The 21,143-nt window shown below is 61.2% G+C and carries 14 protein-coding genes; 9 read left to right on the top strand and 5 right to left on the bottom strand.

Features of this window, described 5'->3' with window-relative positions; genetic code table 11:
* Positions 1-27 precede the first annotated feature (27 nt).
* The 4 genes from CK228_RS16520 (at position 28) to CK228_RS16500 (ending at position 2,979) form a co-directional block, all read left to right on the top strand.
* Complete coding sequence (locus CK228_RS16520; protein WP_179295944.1) at positions 28-657, top strand: isoprenylcysteine carboxylmethyltransferase family protein; 630 nt, start codon at positions 28-30, stop codon at positions 655-657.
* A gap of 216 nt (positions 658-873) precedes the next feature.
* Positions 874-1,719 (top strand): DUF3313 domain-containing protein, encoded by an 846-nt coding sequence (locus CK228_RS16515; protein ID WP_095788527.1) that lies wholly within the window; start codon positions 874-876, stop codon positions 1,717-1,719.
* 594 nt (positions 1,720-2,313) lie between these two features.
* On the top strand, positions 2,314-2,577 hold the full coding sequence (locus tag CK228_RS35785; protein WP_095788526.1) for a hypothetical protein: 264 nt from the start codon (positions 2,314-2,316) through the stop codon (positions 2,575-2,577).
* Between the two features lie 111 nt (positions 2,578-2,688).
* Complete coding sequence (locus CK228_RS16500) at positions 2,689-2,979, top strand: helix-turn-helix transcriptional regulator (protein WP_095773281.1); 291 nt, start codon at positions 2,689-2,691, stop codon at positions 2,977-2,979.
* Between the two features lie 36 nt (positions 2,980-3,015).
* On the opposite strand, the gene CK228_RS16495 is transcribed toward CK228_RS16500, so the two are convergent.
* A complete protein-coding gene (locus CK228_RS16495) occupies positions 3,016-4,212 on the bottom strand; it encodes an MFS transporter (RefSeq protein ID WP_245438050.1) in 1,197 nt (398 codons plus the stop codon).
* A gap of 3 nt (positions 4,213-4,215) precedes the next feature.
* Entirely contained in the window at positions 4,216-5,607 is a 1,392-nt protein-coding gene (locus tag CK228_RS16490) for an FAD-binding oxidoreductase (RefSeq protein ID WP_095788525.1), read from the bottom strand.
* Between the two features lie 112 nt (positions 5,608-5,719).
* Between CK228_RS16490 and CK228_RS16485 the strand changes: the two genes are divergently transcribed.
* Positions 5,720-6,625: a LysR substrate-binding domain-containing protein gene (locus tag CK228_RS16485; protein WP_095773279.1), complete on the top strand. Its 906-nt coding sequence runs from the start codon at positions 5,720-5,722 to the stop codon at positions 6,623-6,625.
* A gap of 44 nt (positions 6,626-6,669) precedes the next feature.
* Here CK228_RS16485 and CK228_RS16480 read toward each other — a convergent pair whose 3' ends face one another.
* Positions 6,670-7,131 carry a cupin domain-containing protein gene (locus CK228_RS16480; RefSeq protein ID WP_095788677.1) on the bottom strand — a complete coding sequence of 154 codons (462 nt, stop codon included), beginning with the start codon at positions 7,129-7,131 and terminating at the stop codon, positions 6,670-6,672.
* A gap of 108 nt (positions 7,132-7,239) precedes the next feature.
* Here CK228_RS16480 and CK228_RS16475 point away from each other — a divergent pair, with 108 nt between their 5' ends.
* Positions 7,240-8,787, top strand: coding sequence for a winged helix-turn-helix domain-containing tetratricopeptide repeat protein (locus tag CK228_RS16475; protein WP_095788524.1), 1,548 nt, complete (start codon positions 7,240-7,242; stop codon positions 8,785-8,787).
* A gap of 345 nt (positions 8,788-9,132) precedes the next feature.
* The gene (locus CK228_RS16470) at positions 9,133-10,551 is read left to right on the top strand and encodes an integrase arm-type DNA-binding domain-containing protein (RefSeq protein WP_095788523.1); all 1,419 of its coding nucleotides are present in this window, start codon (positions 9,133-9,135) and stop codon (positions 10,549-10,551) included.
* Positions 10,552-11,244: 693 nt separating this feature from the next.
* On the opposite strand, the gene CK228_RS16465 is transcribed toward CK228_RS16470, so the two are convergent.
* Together CK228_RS16465 and CK228_RS16460 are read right to left on the bottom strand one after the other, a co-directional pair.
* Positions 11,245-12,948 (bottom strand): adenylate/guanylate cyclase domain-containing protein, encoded by a 1,704-nt coding sequence (locus CK228_RS16465; RefSeq protein ID WP_095788676.1) that lies wholly within the window; start codon positions 12,946-12,948, stop codon positions 11,245-11,247.
* A 316-nt stretch (positions 12,949-13,264) separates the two neighbouring features.
* Positions 13,265-13,684, bottom strand: coding sequence for a MucR family transcriptional regulator (locus CK228_RS16460; RefSeq protein ID WP_245438049.1), 420 nt, complete (start codon positions 13,682-13,684; stop codon positions 13,265-13,267).
* A 304-nt stretch (positions 13,685-13,988) separates the two neighbouring features.
* Here CK228_RS16460 and CK228_RS35325 point away from each other — a divergent pair, with 304 nt between their 5' ends.
* Both CK228_RS35325 and CK228_RS34720 read left to right on the top strand, forming a co-directional pair.
* Positions 13,989-20,123, top strand: a complete 6,135-nt coding sequence (locus CK228_RS35325) for an RHS repeat-associated core domain-containing protein (RefSeq protein ID WP_179295943.1) — start codon at positions 13,989-13,991, stop codon at positions 20,121-20,123.
* Positions 20,120-20,830, top strand: a complete 711-nt coding sequence (locus CK228_RS34720; RefSeq protein ID WP_143750597.1) for an SMI1/KNR4 family protein — start codon at positions 20,120-20,122, stop codon at positions 20,828-20,830. Before CK228_RS35325 ends, CK228_RS34720 begins: the two co-directional genes overlap by 4 nt.
* Positions 20,831-21,143 lie beyond the last annotated feature (313 nt).

Below are 21,143 nucleotides of genomic sequence, written 5' to 3'. Positions count from 1 at the left end.
GTTCTTCAAATGCGAGAGAATGGACTGATGTCGGCGACCGATGCGGTGTTCCAGCAGGGCAAGAGGATGCGGTTCCTCTGGCTGGCCGTCCCCTTGCTTTTGATGCCAATCCTGTTGTCGCAGAGCGCTTGGCCGCCGGAGACTCTTCCCCGCCAAGGCATGGAATTCATGGGTTGCGCCTTTATCCTCCTATGTATCGCCGGCCGGTGCTGGGCATCGCTGTATATAGGCGGACACAAGAATCGAGACCTCATTACGAACGGCCCTTATCGATACACCCGCAACCCGCTGTACTTCTTTTCTTCCCTGGGGCTTGCCGGCATCGGCCTGACTTTTGGGTCGATCGCTATTGCGGCCTTCTATTTTTTGTTCGGGTATCTGGTCTTCGCTTATGTCTGCGCCCGCGAATCGATCGCCCTGGACGGGCTTTTCGGCGATGCTTACCGGGAATATTGCCGCGAGGTTCCCGCCTTCTTCCCCCGCCTCGGACGAAGCGCCGGCGGCGCCGCAGATCAGTTGTCCATGACGTTCAACCCAGCTGCGCTGAAGCGTACTGCAATCGACAGTTCTTGCTTTCTCCTGGCAATCCCCGCGTCCGAACTCATCGAGACGTTGCGATTTGCAGGGCTCCTCAAGCCTATGTTGCCCCTTTTTTGATAGCTGCTGCCAGCCCGTTGAGACGGTTTCGAGCGTGCGTGCGGTTGCAGGGCCGCGCGATCACGCTGGCGCTTGCCGGGCAGCCGGCGACGTATGCGCCGGCTAAAGATCGAGGCTGATGGCAAGTTTTACCGAACTTTACACTGCCTTTACCGCCATTAACGCTGGGGCCGGTAAAGCCTGAACCCATGATCCCCGGTTCAGGCGATTTTGACAATGATCGTTAAGCTTCGGCGACTTGAAATGCGGCCGCGGGCAGCGCTCAGCGTGGCCCTGTTCTCATGGTTGTCCGCCTGCACAAATGTGCCCTTGCCGGAGGGCACGTCCCTCGATTCCTCCGCCGGAATGCGCCCATCGGGCGGCACCCTCACGCATGCAAAATTGCGCGTGGATTCGGCACCGTTGCTCGCGGCGCAGACTGTGCGCATTGTACCGACCTCTACGCAGGTCGGCAGCCGTGGCTTTGATACCAACGACCTGGCGCTGGTGACCAACGCGATCGACCGGGCACTCTGCACCGACCTTGCCGACCGCTTCAGGGTCGTGGCCGCGAGCCAGCCGGCGGACCTCACCGTCCAAGCGACGGTCACCAACATCGTTGCGACGAACCGTACGGCAGCGGCGGGTTCCGTCGTTGCGTCGCTCGGCGGCGCGGCGGCGGGGCTCGGGGTTCCAATCCCGCGCCTTCCGATCGGCCTCGGCGGCCTGGCGATCGAGGCCGAGGCGATCGACAAGGAAGGCTCGCAAAGGGCAGCCATGCTCTGGTCGCGCGGTGCCAACATGATCACGACAAAGCCTCGGGTGTCCGCTGTCGGGGATGCGTACGCCCTCTCTTCGGCCTTCGCCGCGGACTTCGCCCGCATGGTGGTCACGGGCAAGGACCCATTCAAGGGAATGCCGGCGATACCATCCATGCAAAGACTGCGCGCTTCGCTGGGCGGCAATCCGAAATACGACGCCTGCAAGGCGTTCGGGAAGGCTCCCGGCATTTCGGGGCTCGTCGCCGCCCGATTTGGCTTGCCGCCCACCTGGACCGACAAGGGCGCTGTAGTCTCCCACTAGCGACGGAGAGCGCATGTCGCGAGAATCGGCCATTACGGGTCTCGACCGTAGCCGCGCAGACACCGTGCCGCGCGACAGAATCTGCTCACCACCCGGTTGCGGCCTCGTCCTCAGCGGTTATTGAGGGGCCGTAATCAGACGTCGGTTTAGGCTCGATTGGCTAAGATATTCCAAAAGGACTTCGCTTCAGGACTGTCGCGGAGGCCATGGTCAATCAATGGTCACTGGCAGGTCTATGGGTCCCAAGAGGCCGCTCTGAACCGTCTCAGTTCGTCACAATCTTTGCTGCGAACGCGACCGCGAGCCGCCCAAATCGTCAGCCAAATTTCCGGCATCGCGATGGTGGGCAAGGCCCTTATGCTGGTCGCCGAGCAGTTGTTTGGCCGATTGGAGCCAGAACGCTGAGTTTCCCCGCGGCACTGACCTCCGGTCCTGCGTAGGTGGCGAAAGCGCCGGCCTCGTACGGTCGCTCACCTTCATCGGGCCCGACACGTCCAAGCCGATTGGGCACTCCTGCCGGAACTGTCAGCCGTCACGATCGTTTCATTCATTTGCGGGGCCAGGCTTGGAAAGCTAAAGAGAGGAGGACGAAAATTGACTGTCATCCTCATCGGTGCGTTACTCATCATCGTTGGCATTGTCTACATGGCAGGCGCGGCACTCTCATACGGTCGGCTCAGCAATTTGGCACCGCACGGCACTCCAGCCGACCGGTCGGCCTCAAGGCTGGCAACGCCTGGCCCAACTCTTGAGCCGCGCCGGCGTGGGCTCGGGTTTCTCGGCTTCTCGCGCAACTGGCCAGGGCTGCTAATGATAGCGGTCGGCATCGTTCTAATGTTGTCCGGCGCAGTGCCTTAGGCGCGGGAGCTAGGCGGCCTTTCGTGTACGGTTAGGACCAGCTATGACGCGACCTTGCGGTTCACGCGCTGCGGAAGCGCATTCCAAGCGCTCTGGTCCCTCAAACAGTGAATGGTCCGGCCTGCGATCCCCGCCGCGATCGTGTTCGTGGCCGATCCGGACAGCGCGCCGCAGACCGCGCAGGACCAGTTGAGCAATCTCTGTCGGCTGACCGCGGCCGCAGCCGCCGCGGCCATGGTGATCGCACGCGGCGAAGGGCTTCAGGTGGTCGCGGATGAGCTTGAAATCAGCCCGGGCACGGCCCGCACCCAGCTGCAGCACCTATCCGAAAAGACGGAGACGCGGCGACAGGCGGAGTTGGTGCGCCTTATCGCGGCCTGTGGACTTTACGACCGACAATAGCCGGAGCGCAGACCTTGCGTGACCTCCGCCTCGCGCTCAAGTCGGTGAAGCGGCCGGCCGATACCGGCCGGCAACGATACGACGAAAGAGCCACAGGATGACCGGGCAAACCAGGAGCGCGACGGCGCCGAAGTCGAGCGCGGCGCTCGTGGAGCCGACCGATGTGGAGAGCTTTCCTCCGATCGCCGGTCCGGCCAGCATGCCGGCGTAGTAGACCGTGTAGAATAATCCCATTCCGATCGGCCGCGTTTTCTGCTCGAGCACGCGCGCGGGCAGGCTCATGATCGCACCAGCCGGCAAGCCGCAGAAGATTCCAAGAGCGACGACGATGGGAAGCACGGCGCCGCTTCGCGACAGGAGAAGTGTCAGTAGCGCGAAGGCAATGCAGCCTGTGACGACGATGGTCTCTCCGCGTTTGGTCCGATCGGCGAGGAAGCCGCCGAACGGAACCGAAAGCACGGCGAGCCAGAGCACGATACTGATGGTTGGTCCGGCGGCCGCACTGGACCAGCCTCGCTCGACAAGCATCGACGGCCCGAAACTGAAGATCATCGCAAAGCCGATATTGTAGAGGCACCAGATCAAGCCGGCGGCAATCACCGCGCAGACCGTGCCGGCGGTCAGGTTGCCGCGCTCTGCTTTGACCGCGACGGGCGCATCTGGCGCGCGATAGACCAAAGTCACGAGGCAGAGACCGATCAGGATCAACCCCGCGACGGCAAGGTTGACGGCATGGAGCCCGAATGTCGCTCCGATTGCTGGCAACAGCATCAGCGAGATTGCGATGCCAGCCGGCCACGAGTTGATGAAAACGGCCATCGCGGTGGCGATTTCCCGACCGGCAAACCAGTCTGCGACCATCTTGGTCATCAGAACATTCAGGAGAACACCGCCGATGCCCGCTGTCAGTCGGCCCGCTATCTGCGCGCTCCATGACGGTGACGCGGTCATCAGCAGTTCGCCGGCCAGCATCATCACCAGTCCGGCGAGGACCGTCACCTTGTCGCCATAGCGGCGGCCGATCGCGCCGCCAGGCAAGGCCAGCATGGCGCCCGGCGCAAAATAGAGTCCGATCAGAACACCGATATCGGCCAGGCTCGCGCCGAGAGCCTTGCTGAGCTGTGGCGCGACGGCCGCGACGCTCTGAAACTGAAAAGCGATGGCGGCACGAGCGACGAACAGGACGGCAAGAATCGTCCAGCGGCTTCGCACCTGGATTTCGCCCAATGCCATAGACTATGCCGTCGGCTTGATATTCTGGTTGAGACGGAAGAAATTGGTCGGATCGTATTTGTCCTTGAGCGCGACAAGGCGTGCGTAATTTTCACCATAGGCGTCACGCACCCGGTCCTCGCCCTCGTCACCGAGATTGTTGGCATAGACACCGCCGGTCGAATAGGGCCTGAGGGCGCTCCACAGCTCGCGCGCCCAACCCATGTTCGCGTCGTCATCGGCCGGATCGTTCCAGATCGCGATCGGAAAGCAGTCGAAGGCCGCATCGCGATTGGCGTAGGGTGAACTCGCTATCGGAACCCGTGCGATTGCCCCGCCGACGTGCTGGAAAACCAGCAAAGACGAGGTGTTGGGAGCTCGCGCATAGGCGTCGAGCAGCGCATCAATCGCGCCTATGCTGATCTGGCGCAGGAATTGCGCCTTCCAATAGTAGCGGCGGCCGCGCGGAAACAGGGCATCGCCGCCCGACTGAATCTCGAGATAAGGGACAGTTGCCAGGCGTGTCTCGACGGGCGAGCCGAACTTGACGATCGGTGAAAGGGCAAGCTCGCCGTCATGTTGCGAACCGACATAGCTGCCGGCGATGCTGAAGAACCGGTCGCCCGACGGCAGCGTTACGAGAGCCGCATCGACGTTTACCTCATCGGCAGCGTTTCGGGCGAATTCATCATAGAACTGCATGGCGCCACGCGCCTGATCGTAAGGATGAAGCGCCGACGCGACAAGCAGTGAAGTGCCGATCGCATGCAACTGGTATTCAAACGCCGTCACGATGCCAAAATTGCCGCCGCCGCCCCTCAAGCCCCAAAACAGGTCCGGGTGTTCGGTCGCGCTGGCCCTCAGGATCTGTCCCTCGGCGGTCACCACTTCGGCGGCAATCAGATTGTCGCAGGTCAGCCCGTATTTTCGCCCGAGCTTGCCGAAGCCGCCGCCAAGCGTGAGCCCGGCGATACCGGTATCGCTGTTGACGCCCATGGTGGTCGCCAGGCCGTGCGCCTGCGTGGCACGATCGAATTCGCCCAGATCGAGGCCGGCCTCCGCGCGCGCGGTTCGACGGACCGGATCGACATCGATGCGTTTCATCCGCGACAGGTCGATGACCATGCCGCCGTCACAGACCGAGAGGCCAGCGACATTGTGGCCTCCGCTGCGGACGGCTACCGGGAATGCGCTGGATCTCGCGAACGTCACAGCCTCAACCACATCCTGGGCATCCGCGCAGTAGGCAATCATGGCCGGCTTTTTATCGATGGCGCCATTCCAGACCTTACGCGCCTCGTCGTAACCGGCGTTCCCCTCGAGGATCACATTGCCCTTGAGCCGTGGCCGTGGGGTGGGCCGAGATTCGGGGCGCGATTTGCCTATCAGGCCGTCATATGGCTGTCGCTGCTCCATCCGATCTGCTCCTCGCCGCAAATGCCCATGCCATCATCTCATGGAGTGCCAAACCATTTCAAAATCGAAGAATTCAGGTGCTGGATGAGAAAATCTCATCTACGCTGATGGAATGAGGAAGCTTCCACCGCTTCGCGCGCTCCATGCCTTCGAGGCCGCAGCCCGGCATCACAGCTTCGGGACCGCCGCGAAGGAGCTCGGCGTGACGCCGACGGCAATCAGCCACCAGATCCGACAGTTGGAAGAGGCCTGCGGTGTCAAGCTGTTCCAACGCCGCCCGCGGCCGTTGCTCCTGACGAGCGCGGGCGCTCGTCTCTATCCGGCCTTGCGCAATGGCTTCGACGCGTTGGCCTCGGCGGTGGCGCTATTGATCGAAGAGGATGTACAAGCGCCGTTGCGCGTGACGAGCCCGAACGCGTTCGCCAGCAAATGGCTGGTTCCGCAACTGCCGAAATGGCGTGAAGCAAACCCCGCCGTCCCTTTGGAGATCATCGGCACGGACACCGTCCTCGATCTGAGGGCGGGCGCCGCGGACGTCGCAATCCGCTATGCGCGAAAGCCGCCGCTCGATTTTGTGGCACACGAGGTGTTTCGGGACGTATACATTCCCGTTTGCAGCCCACACCTGCTGGAGCGCCATGGCCCGATCACGCGGGCTGCGGATCTCCTGCGTCTTCCTTTGATCCACTATGACTGGATGAACCGCGATCCGGAAGCGCCGACCTGGCGGCAATGGCTGGCGGTTGCACGGTCGATCGATCCCGATTTCACCCCCCTCGAAAAGGTCTGGGACCTGAGTTTCCGCGAGGAGCTCCATGCGATCGATGCCGTTGTCGGCGGACAGGGAGTTGCGATCTGCAGTGACGTGGTCGTGAGCAATGAATTGAGAAACGGACTGCTGGTGAAGGCGCATCCGCTCTCCCTGCCCGGCTACGGATTTTATCTCGTCTCCATGGCCCACAGTCCGCGGATGCCGGCCATCGCGGCCTTCTCGATGTGGCTGAGGGCGCTCAGTTGAAGACGGAAAACCGGCGACTGGCGACGTTGCGGCCCTGATCGATCTCACGGTCTTGTCGTCAAAGTCGAGAGCTGATCCGTGTCATAGCGGTTTCGCAGATCGGCGAGCGCCTTTGGGTCCGGCGCACCCTGCGCAGCGAGTTTCGCGAGTTCTTCGAAATAGTGCTCATGCCCGGGCGGAGAGACTGTCATCAGCACGCGGGCCGGTTTCTCGCTGACATTCGTGATGTTGTGTGGCACGCATGGCGGGATGAACAGGTAGGTTCCGGGCGTTGCGCGGATCGTTTTGTCGCCGACATGCCACTCACACTCGCCCTCAAGCAGGTAGAAGGTCTCCTCCTGCACCCGGTGAACATGCCGCCCGGTGGCGAACCCCGCCGGGATCGTCCAGTCGAACATGCTCGTGTGCTTGGTATGTTCGCCGGTGACGAGGAAGACCATAGGATGACCACGCAGCATGACTCCGTTCTTCTCATCGGGCATGCGAATGACGGCATCGGCGCTCATGTGATCCTCCATCGACCATGTGCTGACTTCTGCAGGCACGTGCGTAAGATCGGTGCTCCGTGCCGGGAAGTCGTGAATCCGTTCCTAAAAATCTGCTAAAAGCGTTGAATGACAATCGGAGGCGACATCTACCGGTTCGGCCCGTTCCGCCTCGACCCGACGGCGGGCATTCTCTACCGAGGGACCGAGCCGACCATGCTTGGGCGGCGCGCCGTCGCGCTGCTGCGCCAACTGCTCGAAAACGCGGGCGTACCGGTGTCAAAGGACGCGCTGGTCGAGGCCGGCTGGGGCGGATTGGCGGTTGCCGACAACAATCTGACGGTTCAGATCGCAGCCTTGCGCCGGGTGCTGGCGCAGGCGGCGGATGCGGAGAGCTGGATCGAAACGTTGCCGCGGCGCGGCTATCGCTATGTCGGACCGGCCGTTGCGGCCAATGATCCTGCCCCTGCCGGGTCGGCACTGACATTGCCCGACAAGCCATCCGTCGCGGTTCTGCCGTTCTCGAACCTGAGCGGCGATCCAGAGCAGAACTACTTCGCCGAAGGGATGGTCGACGACATCATCACGGGCCTCGCACGCATTAAGTGGCTGTTCGTCATCGCGCGAAACTCAACCTTCGCCTACAAGGGTCGTGCCGTGGACGTGAAGCAGGTCGGTCGCGAACTTGGCGTGCGCTACGTGCTCGAAGGCAGCGTGCGAAAGGCGGGCTGCAACGTGCGTGTGACCGGCCAGATGATCGATGCATCGACCGGCGCTCATGTGTGGGCCGAACGCTACGACCGCAGCTCCGACGATATCTTCGCGCTTCAGGATGAGATCGCGCTGTCGGCCGTTGGCGCAATTGCACCAAGCATACGGCGTGCCGAAATCGACAGGGTGAAGCGCAAGCGTCCCGACAGTCTCGATGCCTACGATCTCGTGCTCCGGGCCCAGCTCGATGTCGATTCCGGCATGCCTGAGCAGATCACGCGAGCGCTTGTGTTGCTCGAACGTGCGATCGAACTCGATCCCGCCTACGCGTTGGCGCACGGCAGCGCGGCGATGTGCCACCATTGCCTCTTCCTCCGCGCCGGCTTGCAGGAAGCCAACCGTGTCGCTTCGATCCGCCACGCCCGTTCCGCGATTCTCCACGGACAGGACGATGCGTCGGCGCTGACGCTGGCGGGGTTTTCCATTGGCATGGATGGGCACGACCGCGGCGCTGCTTTCACCGCGCTGGAAGCCGCACTCGCCATCAGTCCATCGTCGGCACTGACCTACATCCTTGGCAGCGTCATTCTCGGGTGGGCCGGCGACGCCGAACGGGCCATCGAATGGAGCGAGCGCGGCATGCGGCTCAGCCCGTTCGATCCATGGGCCTTCGCCGCGTTCGACGCGCAGGCGATGAGCCATCTGCTGCGCGGCCGCTATGAGGAATCCTGCCGTGCGGCCTACAAGTCAGTTCAGGCCAATCCCGCGCACAGCATCACTTATGTGCAATTGGCCGCGGCACTCGTGAAACTCGGACGGCTGGAAGAAGCAAAGGCAGCCGCCGCGAGGGTGCTCGAACTGCATCCAGCATTCCGCTATGGCCGCCAGTTCGCCGGGGTGAATTGTGCCCCGGCGCTTGCGGCAACTCTTGGCGATGCGCTGCGGACCGCCGGGCTCCCGGAGTAGCGTGCTGCTGCGCTTTTCGCCTTCCGCCATTTCCCGATCTCGGCTCGGGCGTGGTTCCGGCGCCTATCGGCGGGAAATTGTGGCGTCGCGCGGTGGCAGTGGATGAAATGGCGCGCCCGAAGAGATTCGAACTCCTGACCCCCAGATTCGTAGTTTACTTTTGTTGCCCGCCGAACATATCCAATTATCCCCCACAGTTATAGATGTATCTTTGATTTCAGTTATTTGCGTATAACTGCGAATTTTGGCGTGGACACGGCGCATCACCCCATGCGAGTCTAAAACCGGCTGAAAAACCGGCTGAATTTTCAGGTCGGTATCCACTAGATTTGCAGGAACCGCGCTATGGCCGACATCCGTATCCTCATCAACGACAGGGCGGTCAGCGACCTTAAGGCGCCTAGTTCCGGACAGTATCGCGCCCGCGACACCCAGCTTAAAGGGTTCCACGTCATCGTCGGCAGGCGAAGCAAGACATTCGCCGTTCAAGGAGACCTGCGGAAGGATGGCAAGCGCGTTGCATCGATCTCCGTTCGGATCGGCGACGCGGAGACGATGTCAACACGCGAGGCTCGCGCAACAGCAAAGACATACCTCGCGCAGATCTCCAAGGGGGAACACCCGGATCCGAAGCCTGACTTGCCGACCGAGCAACTAGGCGGTGCGAGTGTGTCTCGGGACAATCCGACGGTACAGTTGGATCAACAGGCGGATGCAGCACCCAAAGGGGTCACCTTGAGCCGAGCATGGGAGCGTTATCGCGATGCACACCTGATCCGGAAGGGCCGAAGCGACGGTACGATCGAGGGCTACCGCGACCATATTGAGCGACTCTTCAAGGATTGGCGAGATACGCCCTTGCAGGATCTCGCCGAGGACCCGGCCAAAGTCATCACCAGGCATGACGAGATCACCAAAGAGCACGGCCCCTACATCGCTAACGGCAGCATGCGGACCTTGCGCGCAGTCTACAATCATGCGCGCAGGGCCCATCGCTATCTCCCCGCCGATAACCCGGCAAGCATCGTGGATTGGAATTCGGAGAAACGGCGTAACACAGCAATGGGGCTCGACGATCTGTCCCATTGGTTCCATCAAGTCGCCGCGCTGCAGAATCCTATCAGGCGAGAATTCCACCTGTTCTCTCTGCTTTCCGGGTGCCGTCCAACGGCGCTGATGGAGGCACAGCCGCAGCATCTGGATCTGCGCCGCCGCACACTGCACATCCCGCGGCCCAAGGGGGGCGCGGACCGTGCCTTCGACATTCCCTTGTCGCGCCAGATGATCCTCTGCGTTGTGCGCGCGATCCGCTTTGCCCACCATTTCTATCCCTCTGAAGCCAAGAGCTGGCTCTTCACGGCGGACAGTGATAGCGGCCATCTGGCCGAACAGAAGGAAGATCGGGACGTTCTTGCTAAGTGGGGCAATGACTTGCGCCAGACGTTTAGAACGCTTGCGACGCCGGCGGGCGTCTCCGAGTTCGACGCACGTCTGCTGATGAACCACGCCATCCCCGGCGTGAATGCCGGGTATATTTCGCGGCATAAGCTCCTTGAAGACCACCTCCGTACACAACAACAAGCCATAAGCAACACGATGTTCAGCGCCTTGGGCAATATGATCACTAAAAGTGCAACAATTCGCTCATGGCTTGGTCCATATGCAACGCGTCAAGCAATCGACGCAGCCAAGCGGGAGGAGAGCAGCGCTCTGCGCGATGCTGCCTTGGAAAGAGGGAGTCTGCCTCAAAGGCGAGCGGCCTAGACGGCGACGTTCAGCCTGAACTATTGAGCGCGCGTTGGAGAGCCACGGGATCTCGGCAATTCATCGTTTAAAGGATCCATCTAGGGATCGGTTGGTCGTCTATCAGTGGGTTCGAGTCAGGAGACCGCTACATCGCAAGACTCACTATTGAGGGGGCGCTCTTTTGCTATCGTCGGCAAGCGGCATGACGGCAAGTAGGAGCCGTTGTCCGTGGCAATGATGGATGGGGCAGATACATAAATAAAATCAGCTAGTTACGGGATGTCGTGTGCAAAAATCGCACACGAAAGTTCTGCTTCTCTTCTTTTTTCGTTCCCACGACGGAGCCGCCGACAGCCCTTTTCGGACGCTCTTCTGCCGACGATATTTACCGTGCCATTGCGGATGTTCGCCGGGATATCCGTGAACCTCATTGTCTGCCGCGGCGTCCAGTTTGCCTAAGGGACTTGGATGCGGAAATCTCAAGCGAACTAGAATAGCGCGACGTGGACACGCTTGCAGTCGGACCTTCGATCCAGAAGAGTTGGCGCTGGCGAAGCCGCATCCGACGCACCCTTTGGCGCGAAGGGCACTATCCGCCTGATGAATCCCACGACAACGAACTCTAGCAGATGACGCTCGACCCGGTTCGCGCCGACTGACCTCCGGCATCGTAGGGAGTGTGCGAGGCGGGCATTTCGAGCCCGCCTTATCTCATTTTGCCGGCAAGGCGATCGGCACCGCCGCGCCGCGCGGTACGACGAGCACGCCGAGCGGGCGCGCGCGGCCGCGGATGTCGATCTCGCGCGCCTCCGCGCCGGGCAGGTCCATGCCCGAAAGCCGCACCGCCGCTTCGGAGACGACGATCTCCGCCTCGAATTCCTTCGCCGCGGCCTCCAGCCGGCTGCCGACGTTGATAGTGTCGCCGATCGCGGTCACGTTCATGACCGCGCCGTAGCCCATCGAGCCGACGATCGCCTGGCCGACATGGATGCCGATCGCGACCTTGATGGTGGCGCGCAGTTCCTCGGCAAGGTCGTCGCTGAGGGCGCGAACCCCTTCGACGATGGCGCTGGCGGCAGAAAGTGCGTTGCGGCATGCCTCGCCGGGCGTCGTCTCCAGCCCGAACAGCGCCATGGCGCCATCGCCGACGAACTTGTCGACCCGGCCGCCTGAGCTTTCGACGGCTCGGCCGATCACGCCGAAATAGCGGTTGAGCAGGAAGACCACGTCGAACGGCAGGCGCTGGTCGGCCATCGCCGTGAAGCCGCGCATGTCGCAGAACATCACGGCCACGACCTTCTCGTGGCCTGGATCGCCGGCGGTTGCGGCGAGCGGGCTCTCCGCCGTGACCGGTGGCGACAGCAGCGGCGCGACGCGAAGATCGCGGCGCGGCCTGAGTTGGCAGGCGAGCCGCACATCGCCGTCCGCCGCGATGCGGCGCAGGGTCGCCGCTTCGATCGGACCGGGCGCCGGCTGCTCGGCCAGGCCGTCGAGCACGCGGATGCGGCAGGTCGAGCAGCGTCCGCGCCCGCCGCACACGGCATAATGCGCGATGCCGCCCAGCCGGCTGGCGTCGAGCACGCTGTAGCCGCGCGGAATGCGCACCTTGCGCCCGCCGGCATAGCGCACCTCGATCAGGTTGCGCCGCTCGATGCGGTCGCGAACGATGCGCGCCGCCAGCACCAGGACGATCAGTCCCGCAAAGCTGGCATAGATGCTGCTGTCCATGCGCTCCTTGGTCGCCATCGCCCGGTCGAAAAGGGCTGGCTCGATGGGCTGCGACTCAGGCGGTCCCATCGCCGAGACCTCCTTTCCCGCGCTAGCGAAACCGAGCAGCGCCAGCACCGGAACCAGCACCGCCAGGACCAGCAGGGCCGAGGCGGTGCGCGGATACCACCGCCGATAGCGCAGCCAGAAGTAGAGGCCGAGGCAGCCATGTGCCCAGATGACGACCACCGCGATCGCCTGCCGCACCCCGACCTGCGGTGTCAGGATCCATAGCGAGCGCACCACAAACTCGTAATTGTCGTTGGCCTCATAGAGGGCGTGCATGGCACGCGTGCCGACCACGTGCTCGGCAATCAGAAGCGGGATGGCGAGGCCGAGCAGTATCTGTGCCCACTCCCGCACCGGCATGACCAGCGTGCGGCGTTCGTAGAGCGCAAGTAGCGACAGAACGAGATGCGTGGCGACCGCGCCGTAGAGGAGCAGCGTCCCGGCGGGGTTGCGCCAGATCAGCAGGAACACCGCGCGCCCCTTGTCCGCTGCGTCAAGCGAGATCAGGAGCAACGCATGGTTCAGGAAATGCAGCGTCACGAACGCCATCAGCACAAGGCCCGACACCAGCCGTGCGTTGCGCAGCCACGCGTCCGGCAGCCATCCGGGCGGCGCTGCTGGGATCTGCGATTGGCTCATTTCCAGTGCCTCGAACGATTCGCTGACCAAGACACGCCGGCAATAGCGCCTCCCGGTCAAGATTTGCCGGCGGCGACAATCAGTCAATCAAGCCTTGCCGCCTGCCATTTTACGACGTGATGGCAGTTCGATACGGCCAAATCGCTTGGGGTTTCTGGAAGCTTTTCGAACTTTCTGCCTTACTCCTCCAGCCGAATTACGCGTACTGATGAAGGAGATTGGTACCTCCAGTTACGCCGTGGGACAGACTTGATCATGGAGGCGTCCGCTCACGATCGGGGGTTCGAGTCGGAAGACCGCTACATCGTGAAACCCACTATCGACGCAGTACTCTTCTGCTATTGGCGACGCTCAGTCGAGGGCTTAGCCCCGGTCTCGATTGGCTACTGCGCTTGATCACGGGCCCTAGGCTGATGCCCGGACAGCCATTCTTCAGCAAGCACCTAGGCTTGCGTTTGGCAGGCACCTTTTGAGCCGGGGCAGGCTGCGTTTTACGTCCGAGCCCTGCTGCCTTCGCGAGCGAAGATCTTTGGACGGCGTAGTTCGGCGCAACCATCAGGTAATCTGGAATCAATCCCTGCTTGTCGCGGTATTCGTTTGGAAAGAGCCGGTGGTGTACCGCGAGATGACACTTTAGCGATTTGAACTTCTCCCCGTCTTCCAGGCAGATGATGTAATCCGACGTTGCAGAGTTTTTCGGATTGATGGCGGGTTCCTGTGTGGGCGGCTCGCCCACATCGGCTGACCAAGGCCTGCCAGCGACGAATGGATCGATGCGATGAGGTCTGGCAACCTAGAGACGGGCAGGGAATTATGGGCTGACATCGGCAGGGACAATGTCTGCCGTCTTTAAAAAAATGTCTGTGGATATTCAGTTTATGACTGGGTGGTGTCGTATCCCGAAATTGAAAGGCGAGTACCGATAAGCAACTTGGCTTGGGGGACTCATGAAACGGTTGCTTGTTGGCGCGGCAGTGCTTGCTGCGAGTGTCGTCGGCGCGGATATTTCTGCCTTCTCTTATATTAGCCGAAGTGCAGGAATGGCAGCACTCGCGCAGGAGAGCAAAAGCTCTTCCGCGACTGCAGGGAACTCTGCCGCCGGTTACGGCAATGGCGGGGCGGCGCTGGGAGCCGGCGGACAGGCCGCGGGCGGTCCGTCGAGTTCATCGTCGGCGCAGTCTACCGGAGATGGTTCATCAGGAACCGGCAGCAGTCCCGATGCGGCGGCCAAGGTCGGCGCCAAGCCGGCCGACGCCAAGGCAGCCGGCGAGGGCACCAACACTACGGATGGCACCAAGGCCGCCGATACAAAGACGACTGCGACGAAGCCAACCGGCAAGGCGGCCAAGACCACAGACACTGAGGCCGCACCCAAGCAGCCGGCGGCGCAGGCAATGGCTGCCGCGACAACGACCACGACCAGCGGCGATCCCGAAGCGGTCGGCACGCCGAAGGTCGATTTGCCCAAGGCTTCCGGCAACGGCAATCTCGGCTATGCCGTCGGCATCGACGTTCCCGACTTCCACGGCATCGAGCCGCAGATCGCGCTCAACTACAATTCCTCGCGCAAGACCAAGCTCGGCGGCCTCTATCAGGGCTGGCTGGGCTATGCCTGGGGTCTCGATGGCTTCGATGTCATCGAGCGGGCAACACCCGGCTTTGGCATGCCGGCCTATGATGCCAACGACATCTATCTGCTCGACGGCCAGGCCATGGTGGCCTGCGTCGCCGGCATGGTCTCGCCCTCCTGCGCGACCGGCGGCACGCATGCGATCGAGAATGAGAGCTATCGCCGCATTGCGCTCAACAGCGCCACCAATGAGTGGAAGGTGACGGATCGCGACGGCACCGTGTCGACCTTCCGCTCGGTGGCGGCGGTCGCCAATTTGACACCAACTGCCGGCACGCCGGCCTATGACCTGGCCATGAGCTATCGCTGGCTGCTGACTTCGGTCACCGACACCAATGGCAACACGGTCACCTACAACTATAGCTGTCCGGCCAGCCCGGTCTGCTATCCCGACAGCGTCGTCTACAACGGCAATGTCATGAAATTCTACTACGAGGCCCGTCCAGACATGATCCTGATGGGCAATGGCCGCGACATCTCCGAGACCAGCCAGCGCATCAAGACGATCGGCGTGCTCGTCAACGGTGCCGTGCGCGGCGCCTACAAGCTGACCTACGACCAGGCGCCGTTCTCCAACACCTCCCGGCTGACCCAGGTCACCCGCTACGGCACCGACGCCACCGGCACCGCTGATGGCACCATCACCGGCGGCACGTCAAAGATCATTGCCCAGATGACCTATCAGAATACCGATGGGGTATACGCGAGCACGGCCGTTTCGTTCGGAAACCAGCGAGCGCCGAATCAGGTTGGCGATCTGGATCTCGACGGCCGGGACGAGATCTTCGGCGACAAGATCACACAGGTGGATACATGTACACCTAGTCAAGGTCCTTGCCCCGCCATGCAGCGTACCAAATACATTTACAAGTTCAACTCGAGCGGTGCGTTAAGTGCAACCATCTCATTGCTGCTCGACACAACTAACTATGTGGGTCCTGATAATCCCACCTTCTTCTCTCAGCCCGGCCGGTTCATAGCAACCAAGAACACCTTGGATTTCGCTGATACGCTAGTAACTGCCTATACAGACGGACACACCGGTCGCACAACCTACACGCCACACAATTCCATCGTTGAAACAAACACTTCGTTGGGGCTGACTAAAGTTTCCTGTAGGCCTGCACCCGTCGGTTACGAAGCGGTATGTGGGGGATTCTCAACCAACCCACCATCACCCGACCCTATTATCGCCGACACTAATGGTGACGGTGTTGATACCCTGAACGCCTACAGTTCCAATTATCGTGTCTACGGCGTCGGCGATTTTCTCGGCAACGGCAAACAACAGCCGCTCATCTGGAATCCCGGCGGAACGTCAACGAAGGGCGTGCTTTCTAACGGCACCTGGCAACCAGGCGCAACCTCGTTTCCTATTTCCTGCTCCAGTGGGTCAGGAACACCGGGGAGTTGCGTCTTGGCTGACGTCAATGGCGACGGCGCGACGGACGTTGTTCAGTACAACGGCACCAACGGCAGCACCACTGTTTGGCTATCGACCGGGACGGGATTCAAGAGCTACAGCGTTGGATCTCTCCCAGGCCCGACCGCGGTGCTTCGCGATTTCGACAACAGCGGCAGGGCGTCCGTCATCACCATCGGCGGGACCATCACGACCCAGCCTTACAGAACCGGCCCTGTGCGGGTTTTCTCGCTGCGTCCGTCGTCGACGGCGCTGACGCCGGTTGAGTTCACGCTGCCGGTCGCGCTGAGCGCCGGCACGGTCGTCGGCGACTTCAACGGCGACGGCCTGCCGGACTTCACCGATTACAACAATATGTTCATCTCGAACGCCGGGACAGGCAACCCGAACCTGCTGAAGCAGATCACCACGGAGCTCGGCGGCACGGTCGCGGCCGAGTACACGCCGTCCTCGACCTGGACGAACAACTACCTGCCGCAGGTGGTGCATGCGGTGACGAAGCTCTCCGTCAGCGACGGACGTGGTCAGACGGCGGTGAGCACCTATCAATATGCCGGCGGCAAGTATGACCCGGCGGCGCGCAAGTTTTTGGGCTTCGCCTCGATCGTCGAGACCAGGCCGCTGGCCAATGGCGAGACGGCGCCCTCGACGGTGACGACCACCTATCGCCAGGATCTGGCGAGCTACGGCCTGCCGTCGCTGACGGTGTGGAAGGATGGCGCGGGCACGGTGCACAAACAGGTGGCCGAGACCTATGCGGTCAACACGGCGGCAAAACCTTACACCGTGCAGAACACGGCGACCGACACGACGTTCATCGAGAATGTTTCGCGCACGCTCCGGGTCGAGCGCGGCTTTGACGCCTATAACAATGTCGTCAGCCTCAAGGACTATGGCCGCACGGACGCCAGCGGCGACGAGACCTGGACCGAGCGCTTCTTCTCGCCCAACACATCGGCCTACATCGTCTCCGCCCTGATTGCCGAGCGGACGCATGCCGGCCTGACCAGCACCGATCCCTATGTCGGCTACAAGCACAATTACTATGACGGGAATACCGACGTCTGGGCGGTGCCGACCAAGGGCAATCTGACCTGGGTGCTGACCTTCGGCGATCCGGCTTTGACCAAGACAGTGAACCAGTACTTTGCCTATGATGCCTATGGCAACAAGATCTCGGCCACCAACGGCCTCGGCCACAAGACCGAATGGGACTATGACGCCACCTATCACCTCTACCCGGTAACCGAGCGGGCGCCGCGTTACTTCGCGACGGGCGGGCAGACCGCCGATACGCGCTTTGTCTCGACCGCCACCTACAATTCTGTCTGCGGCCTGCCTGCGACCAGGACCGACTTCAACGGCCTGGTGAAAACCTTCACCTACGATCCGTTCTGCCGTCCGTACCAGATCTCGCAGAGCGTCACTGGCGCCTATGTCAGGAACCAGTTTGTCAGCGAGGGCAATCCCGGGGCGCAGGCGCTGATCAAATACACGCCGCTCCCCAATGGAGCGGGGGAGGATTTTACCATCTCCTGGTACGATGGGCTTGGCCGGGTCTACCACGTGGAAATGCCCGGAGAGACGGCTGCTGGGCCAAGGCGCATTGCCGATACCGGCTACGATCCACGCGGCAATGTCTTGCGCACGGATTTCACCCGCTTCGTCGGCGAGACGGCGCAGTGGACCACCAACAGCTACGACTGGGCCGACCGGCTGACGAAGACCGTCAATCCGGATGGCAGCCAGCGCAGCTATCTCAACGACCTGACCACCGCGCCCACCACCACCCCGCGACTGCATGGCACGACAATGACCGACGAGCTCGGCCACCAGACCCGGACGGTATGGTCGACGCGCGGCGATGTCGCGGGCGTGGTTCGTGACTTCGCCGGTCTTCAGCTGGCGCAAACCCGCACCTTCGACGTGCTTGGCCGGTTGATCGGCCTTACCGATCCCGGCGGCTCGACCTGGACCTACACCTACGACATGCTCGGCAACCGGCTGTCGGCGTCGGATCCCGATCTTGGCACCTGGACCTACACCTACGATGCCGCCAACCGGCTGATCAAACAAACCGATGCCAGGGGCACGGTCACCAATCTCAGCTACGACCAGATGGACCGGCTGACGCTGAAGACGGCAACGGCACCCGGCGGCAGCCCGGTTGTGCTGACCCAGAACACCTATGACCAGGCGGCTCCAAGCTATTGGTACAATATCGGCCAGCTCACCACCTCGACCAATGCGGCGGCGACGCACAGCTACAATTATGACGGGCTTGGCAAGCTCGGCCGGCATGACACGACCATTGCCGGCCTGACGCACACCACGGTCGATATCCACGACAGGTCCGGCCAGACCATCCTGAAGAATTACCAGCCGGGCGATCTGTGGTTCGGCACCTGGACCAACCCCTTGCAATACACCGCCGGCAACAAGCTCTACTCGGCACCCGGCTACATCACCTCGACCGTCTACGAAGCCGATGGCCAGACCAAGGAGATCACCTACGCCAATGGCGTGAAGACAAGCTTCACTTACTCACCGACACGGCGCTGGGTGACGCGCATCACTACCTCGAAGGGCGCGACCGTTCTCCTCGATGAGCAATATGCGCGTGACAATCTTGGCCGCATCACCGGCACCACGGGGCTCACTGCCTCCGGCAGCTGGACCTATGGCTATGACAACGCCGACCGGTTGACCTCAAGCACCAATCTGGGCAACACCAGCTTGAGCGAGACCTTCGTCTATGCCGCCAACGACAACATGCTCTCACGCACGCGTGTGGCCGGCAGCTATGTCTACCCCTCGGCGAGCGCAGCTCGTCCGCACGCACCTGTCAGCGTCGGCGCCAATGCGATGGCCTATGATGCCAATGGCAACCTCACCTCAGACGGCAGCCGCACGCTCGCCTCGGACGAGGCCAACCGGCTGAAGACGGTCAGCCTTGCTTCCAACACCGTCAACCTTGCCTATGGTCCTGACGGAGCGCGGGCGACGAAAACATCGAGCTTCGCCACGACGCTCTATCCCGACGCCGATGTCGAGATCAATCCGGCGACACCGGGCGGGGAGATCTACACGCGCTATCCGCATCCCGACATCAAGGTTGTCGGCACGACGAAATACTTCCTGCACCGCGAGCATCTGGCCTCGGTGCGCATGGTCACCGACATGTCGGGCGCCATTTACGAGCAGACCAGCTACGCCACCTACGGCGAACAGCTCAACACCGGCTTCCAGACGCAAAAGGGCTATATCGGCGAGCGCTTCGATGCCGAGACCGGACTGCTCTATCTTAACGCGCGGTACATGGATCCAGTGCTGGGCAGGTTTATCTCGCCCGATGATTGGGACCCGACCAAGGACGGCGTTGGCACCAACCGGTACGCCTATGCCCTGAATGATCCGGTCAATAAGAGCGATCCAAATGGGCATCAGGCTGCGCCCGCCGTTGAAGCGGAACCTTCCGAGACGCGGGGTACTGAGACCGAAGCTGAGGCCCGCGCAGCCGAAGAAACCAAGGCAGTAAACGACGAGGCGATTGGCGTCGAATCCGAGATTCACACAAGATACAACCGCGACTACAAGACGCCGCAATCCCTTACAAACCCGAACTCGCCGGCCGCAGCTGGGGCCCGTCTATCGGCGGCAAGAGACACGCTCAATGCATACGAAAGTGGCGAGCTTCAGCCTGCAAATGCTTGTACGCCTCAATCAATGCGCACCGTGCAATCGCCGCGCGCTACCAATACATATAACATCTCAACTGATGGAATGACCAAGGAAGAGCGTGATGCGGTAGTTGAATATGCTCAGCGTACGAATGGCTGGTTAAACGCAAACGGGCCAACGACGGTAAGATCTACAGCCGGCTTGCTCCGGAGCCAATCCAGTGCCCTGGCAAGAGCGGAACGGCTAAACGCGGCCCGAGCCGGATCCCCCTACCAAGGACAAGTTGGTCACGTTCCAGATTCAGCTCTAACGGGCACTGCTCAGCCACCTGGGGGATGGCAAGACATGCCTGGACGGTCTAACAGTGTGATCGGCGGCGGCCTTTCGTCTCGAATAGGACAAAACGTAGACTCTGTCACAGTGGATGGAAAGATTCCATGATCAACAACGTCCTGGCGAATCTTGTCAGCTTAGCTAACGTGAAATTTCATCCTGCTTGCGATGCCGGACTTATAAGTTCTTTTTTTCATAGAGATGGTATTTTATTGCCAGGCCAACATCATGAATTGCTGAAATTCAGCAACGGTGTCGAAACATATGACGGATACTTTAGATTATTTGGGATAGATTGCGGAAACAACAATGGGTTGCGTGCCTGGAACTCAGAAGAGAACTGGAAATTCGCATGGGCAGGGAGATGTTCGGATTTCTGGTGCTTTGGAGAGAGCGCGTGGGGAGACCAGTATGCATACCGCACGTCTTCTCTAACAAATCGAGAGCGATCCCCTATTTATTTCTTAGATTGCCTTTCGATGACCGCTCAAGTAATTGCGGATTCGTTTCAAGAATTCCTGGAAATAGAGTTTCTTGCTTCATCCAAAAATCCCTACGATGAAATGACAATCTTGGCGCATAAAAAATTGGGCGCCATAGAAAAGGACACGCACCTAATTTACAAGCACTCGATCTTGTTAGGTGGCGAAGAAACAATCGACAATGTTGAGAAAATTGGCGCTCGAACAGCAATGATTTGCAACGGTGATATCGCAACCCAGCTTGATGCTGGACCTCCAAACGGCGCTGTGAGGGCAATAGAACCTTATGAGGACGACGCGGGAAGGATGCGCCTTCGGCTCTTGTGGTCTTAGATACGCACCACCTAGTGGATTGATCGGGACAGACGAGTCCGATGGGGATTCCCGATGTTGCGTGCTGTGCGACGATGCGTGATGCGCACCGGTATCAGCATCGTCGTCACAGCATATGGTCGCTTTCGGGCGGCGGGCTGGCCGATCTTAATGAACGCAATGAGATCGGCTGGAGAACGGCAGCTTGCCGCAGATGCCGGCCGAAACCTGACAGTTCGGATACGGCCCCAAAGCTGCCCGTCAGGAAAGCGCCTATATCCACTATCTGGCAGCGCTCTCGTCATTCCGAAAGCAGACCTTCCCTGGTGCACAA

Source organism: Mesorhizobium sp. WSM4312 (genome assembly GCF_002294875.1).
Classification (GTDB): domain Bacteria; phylum Pseudomonadota; class Alphaproteobacteria; order Rhizobiales; family Rhizobiaceae; genus Mesorhizobium.
This window is presented reverse-complemented; position numbering and strand designations above follow the sequence as displayed.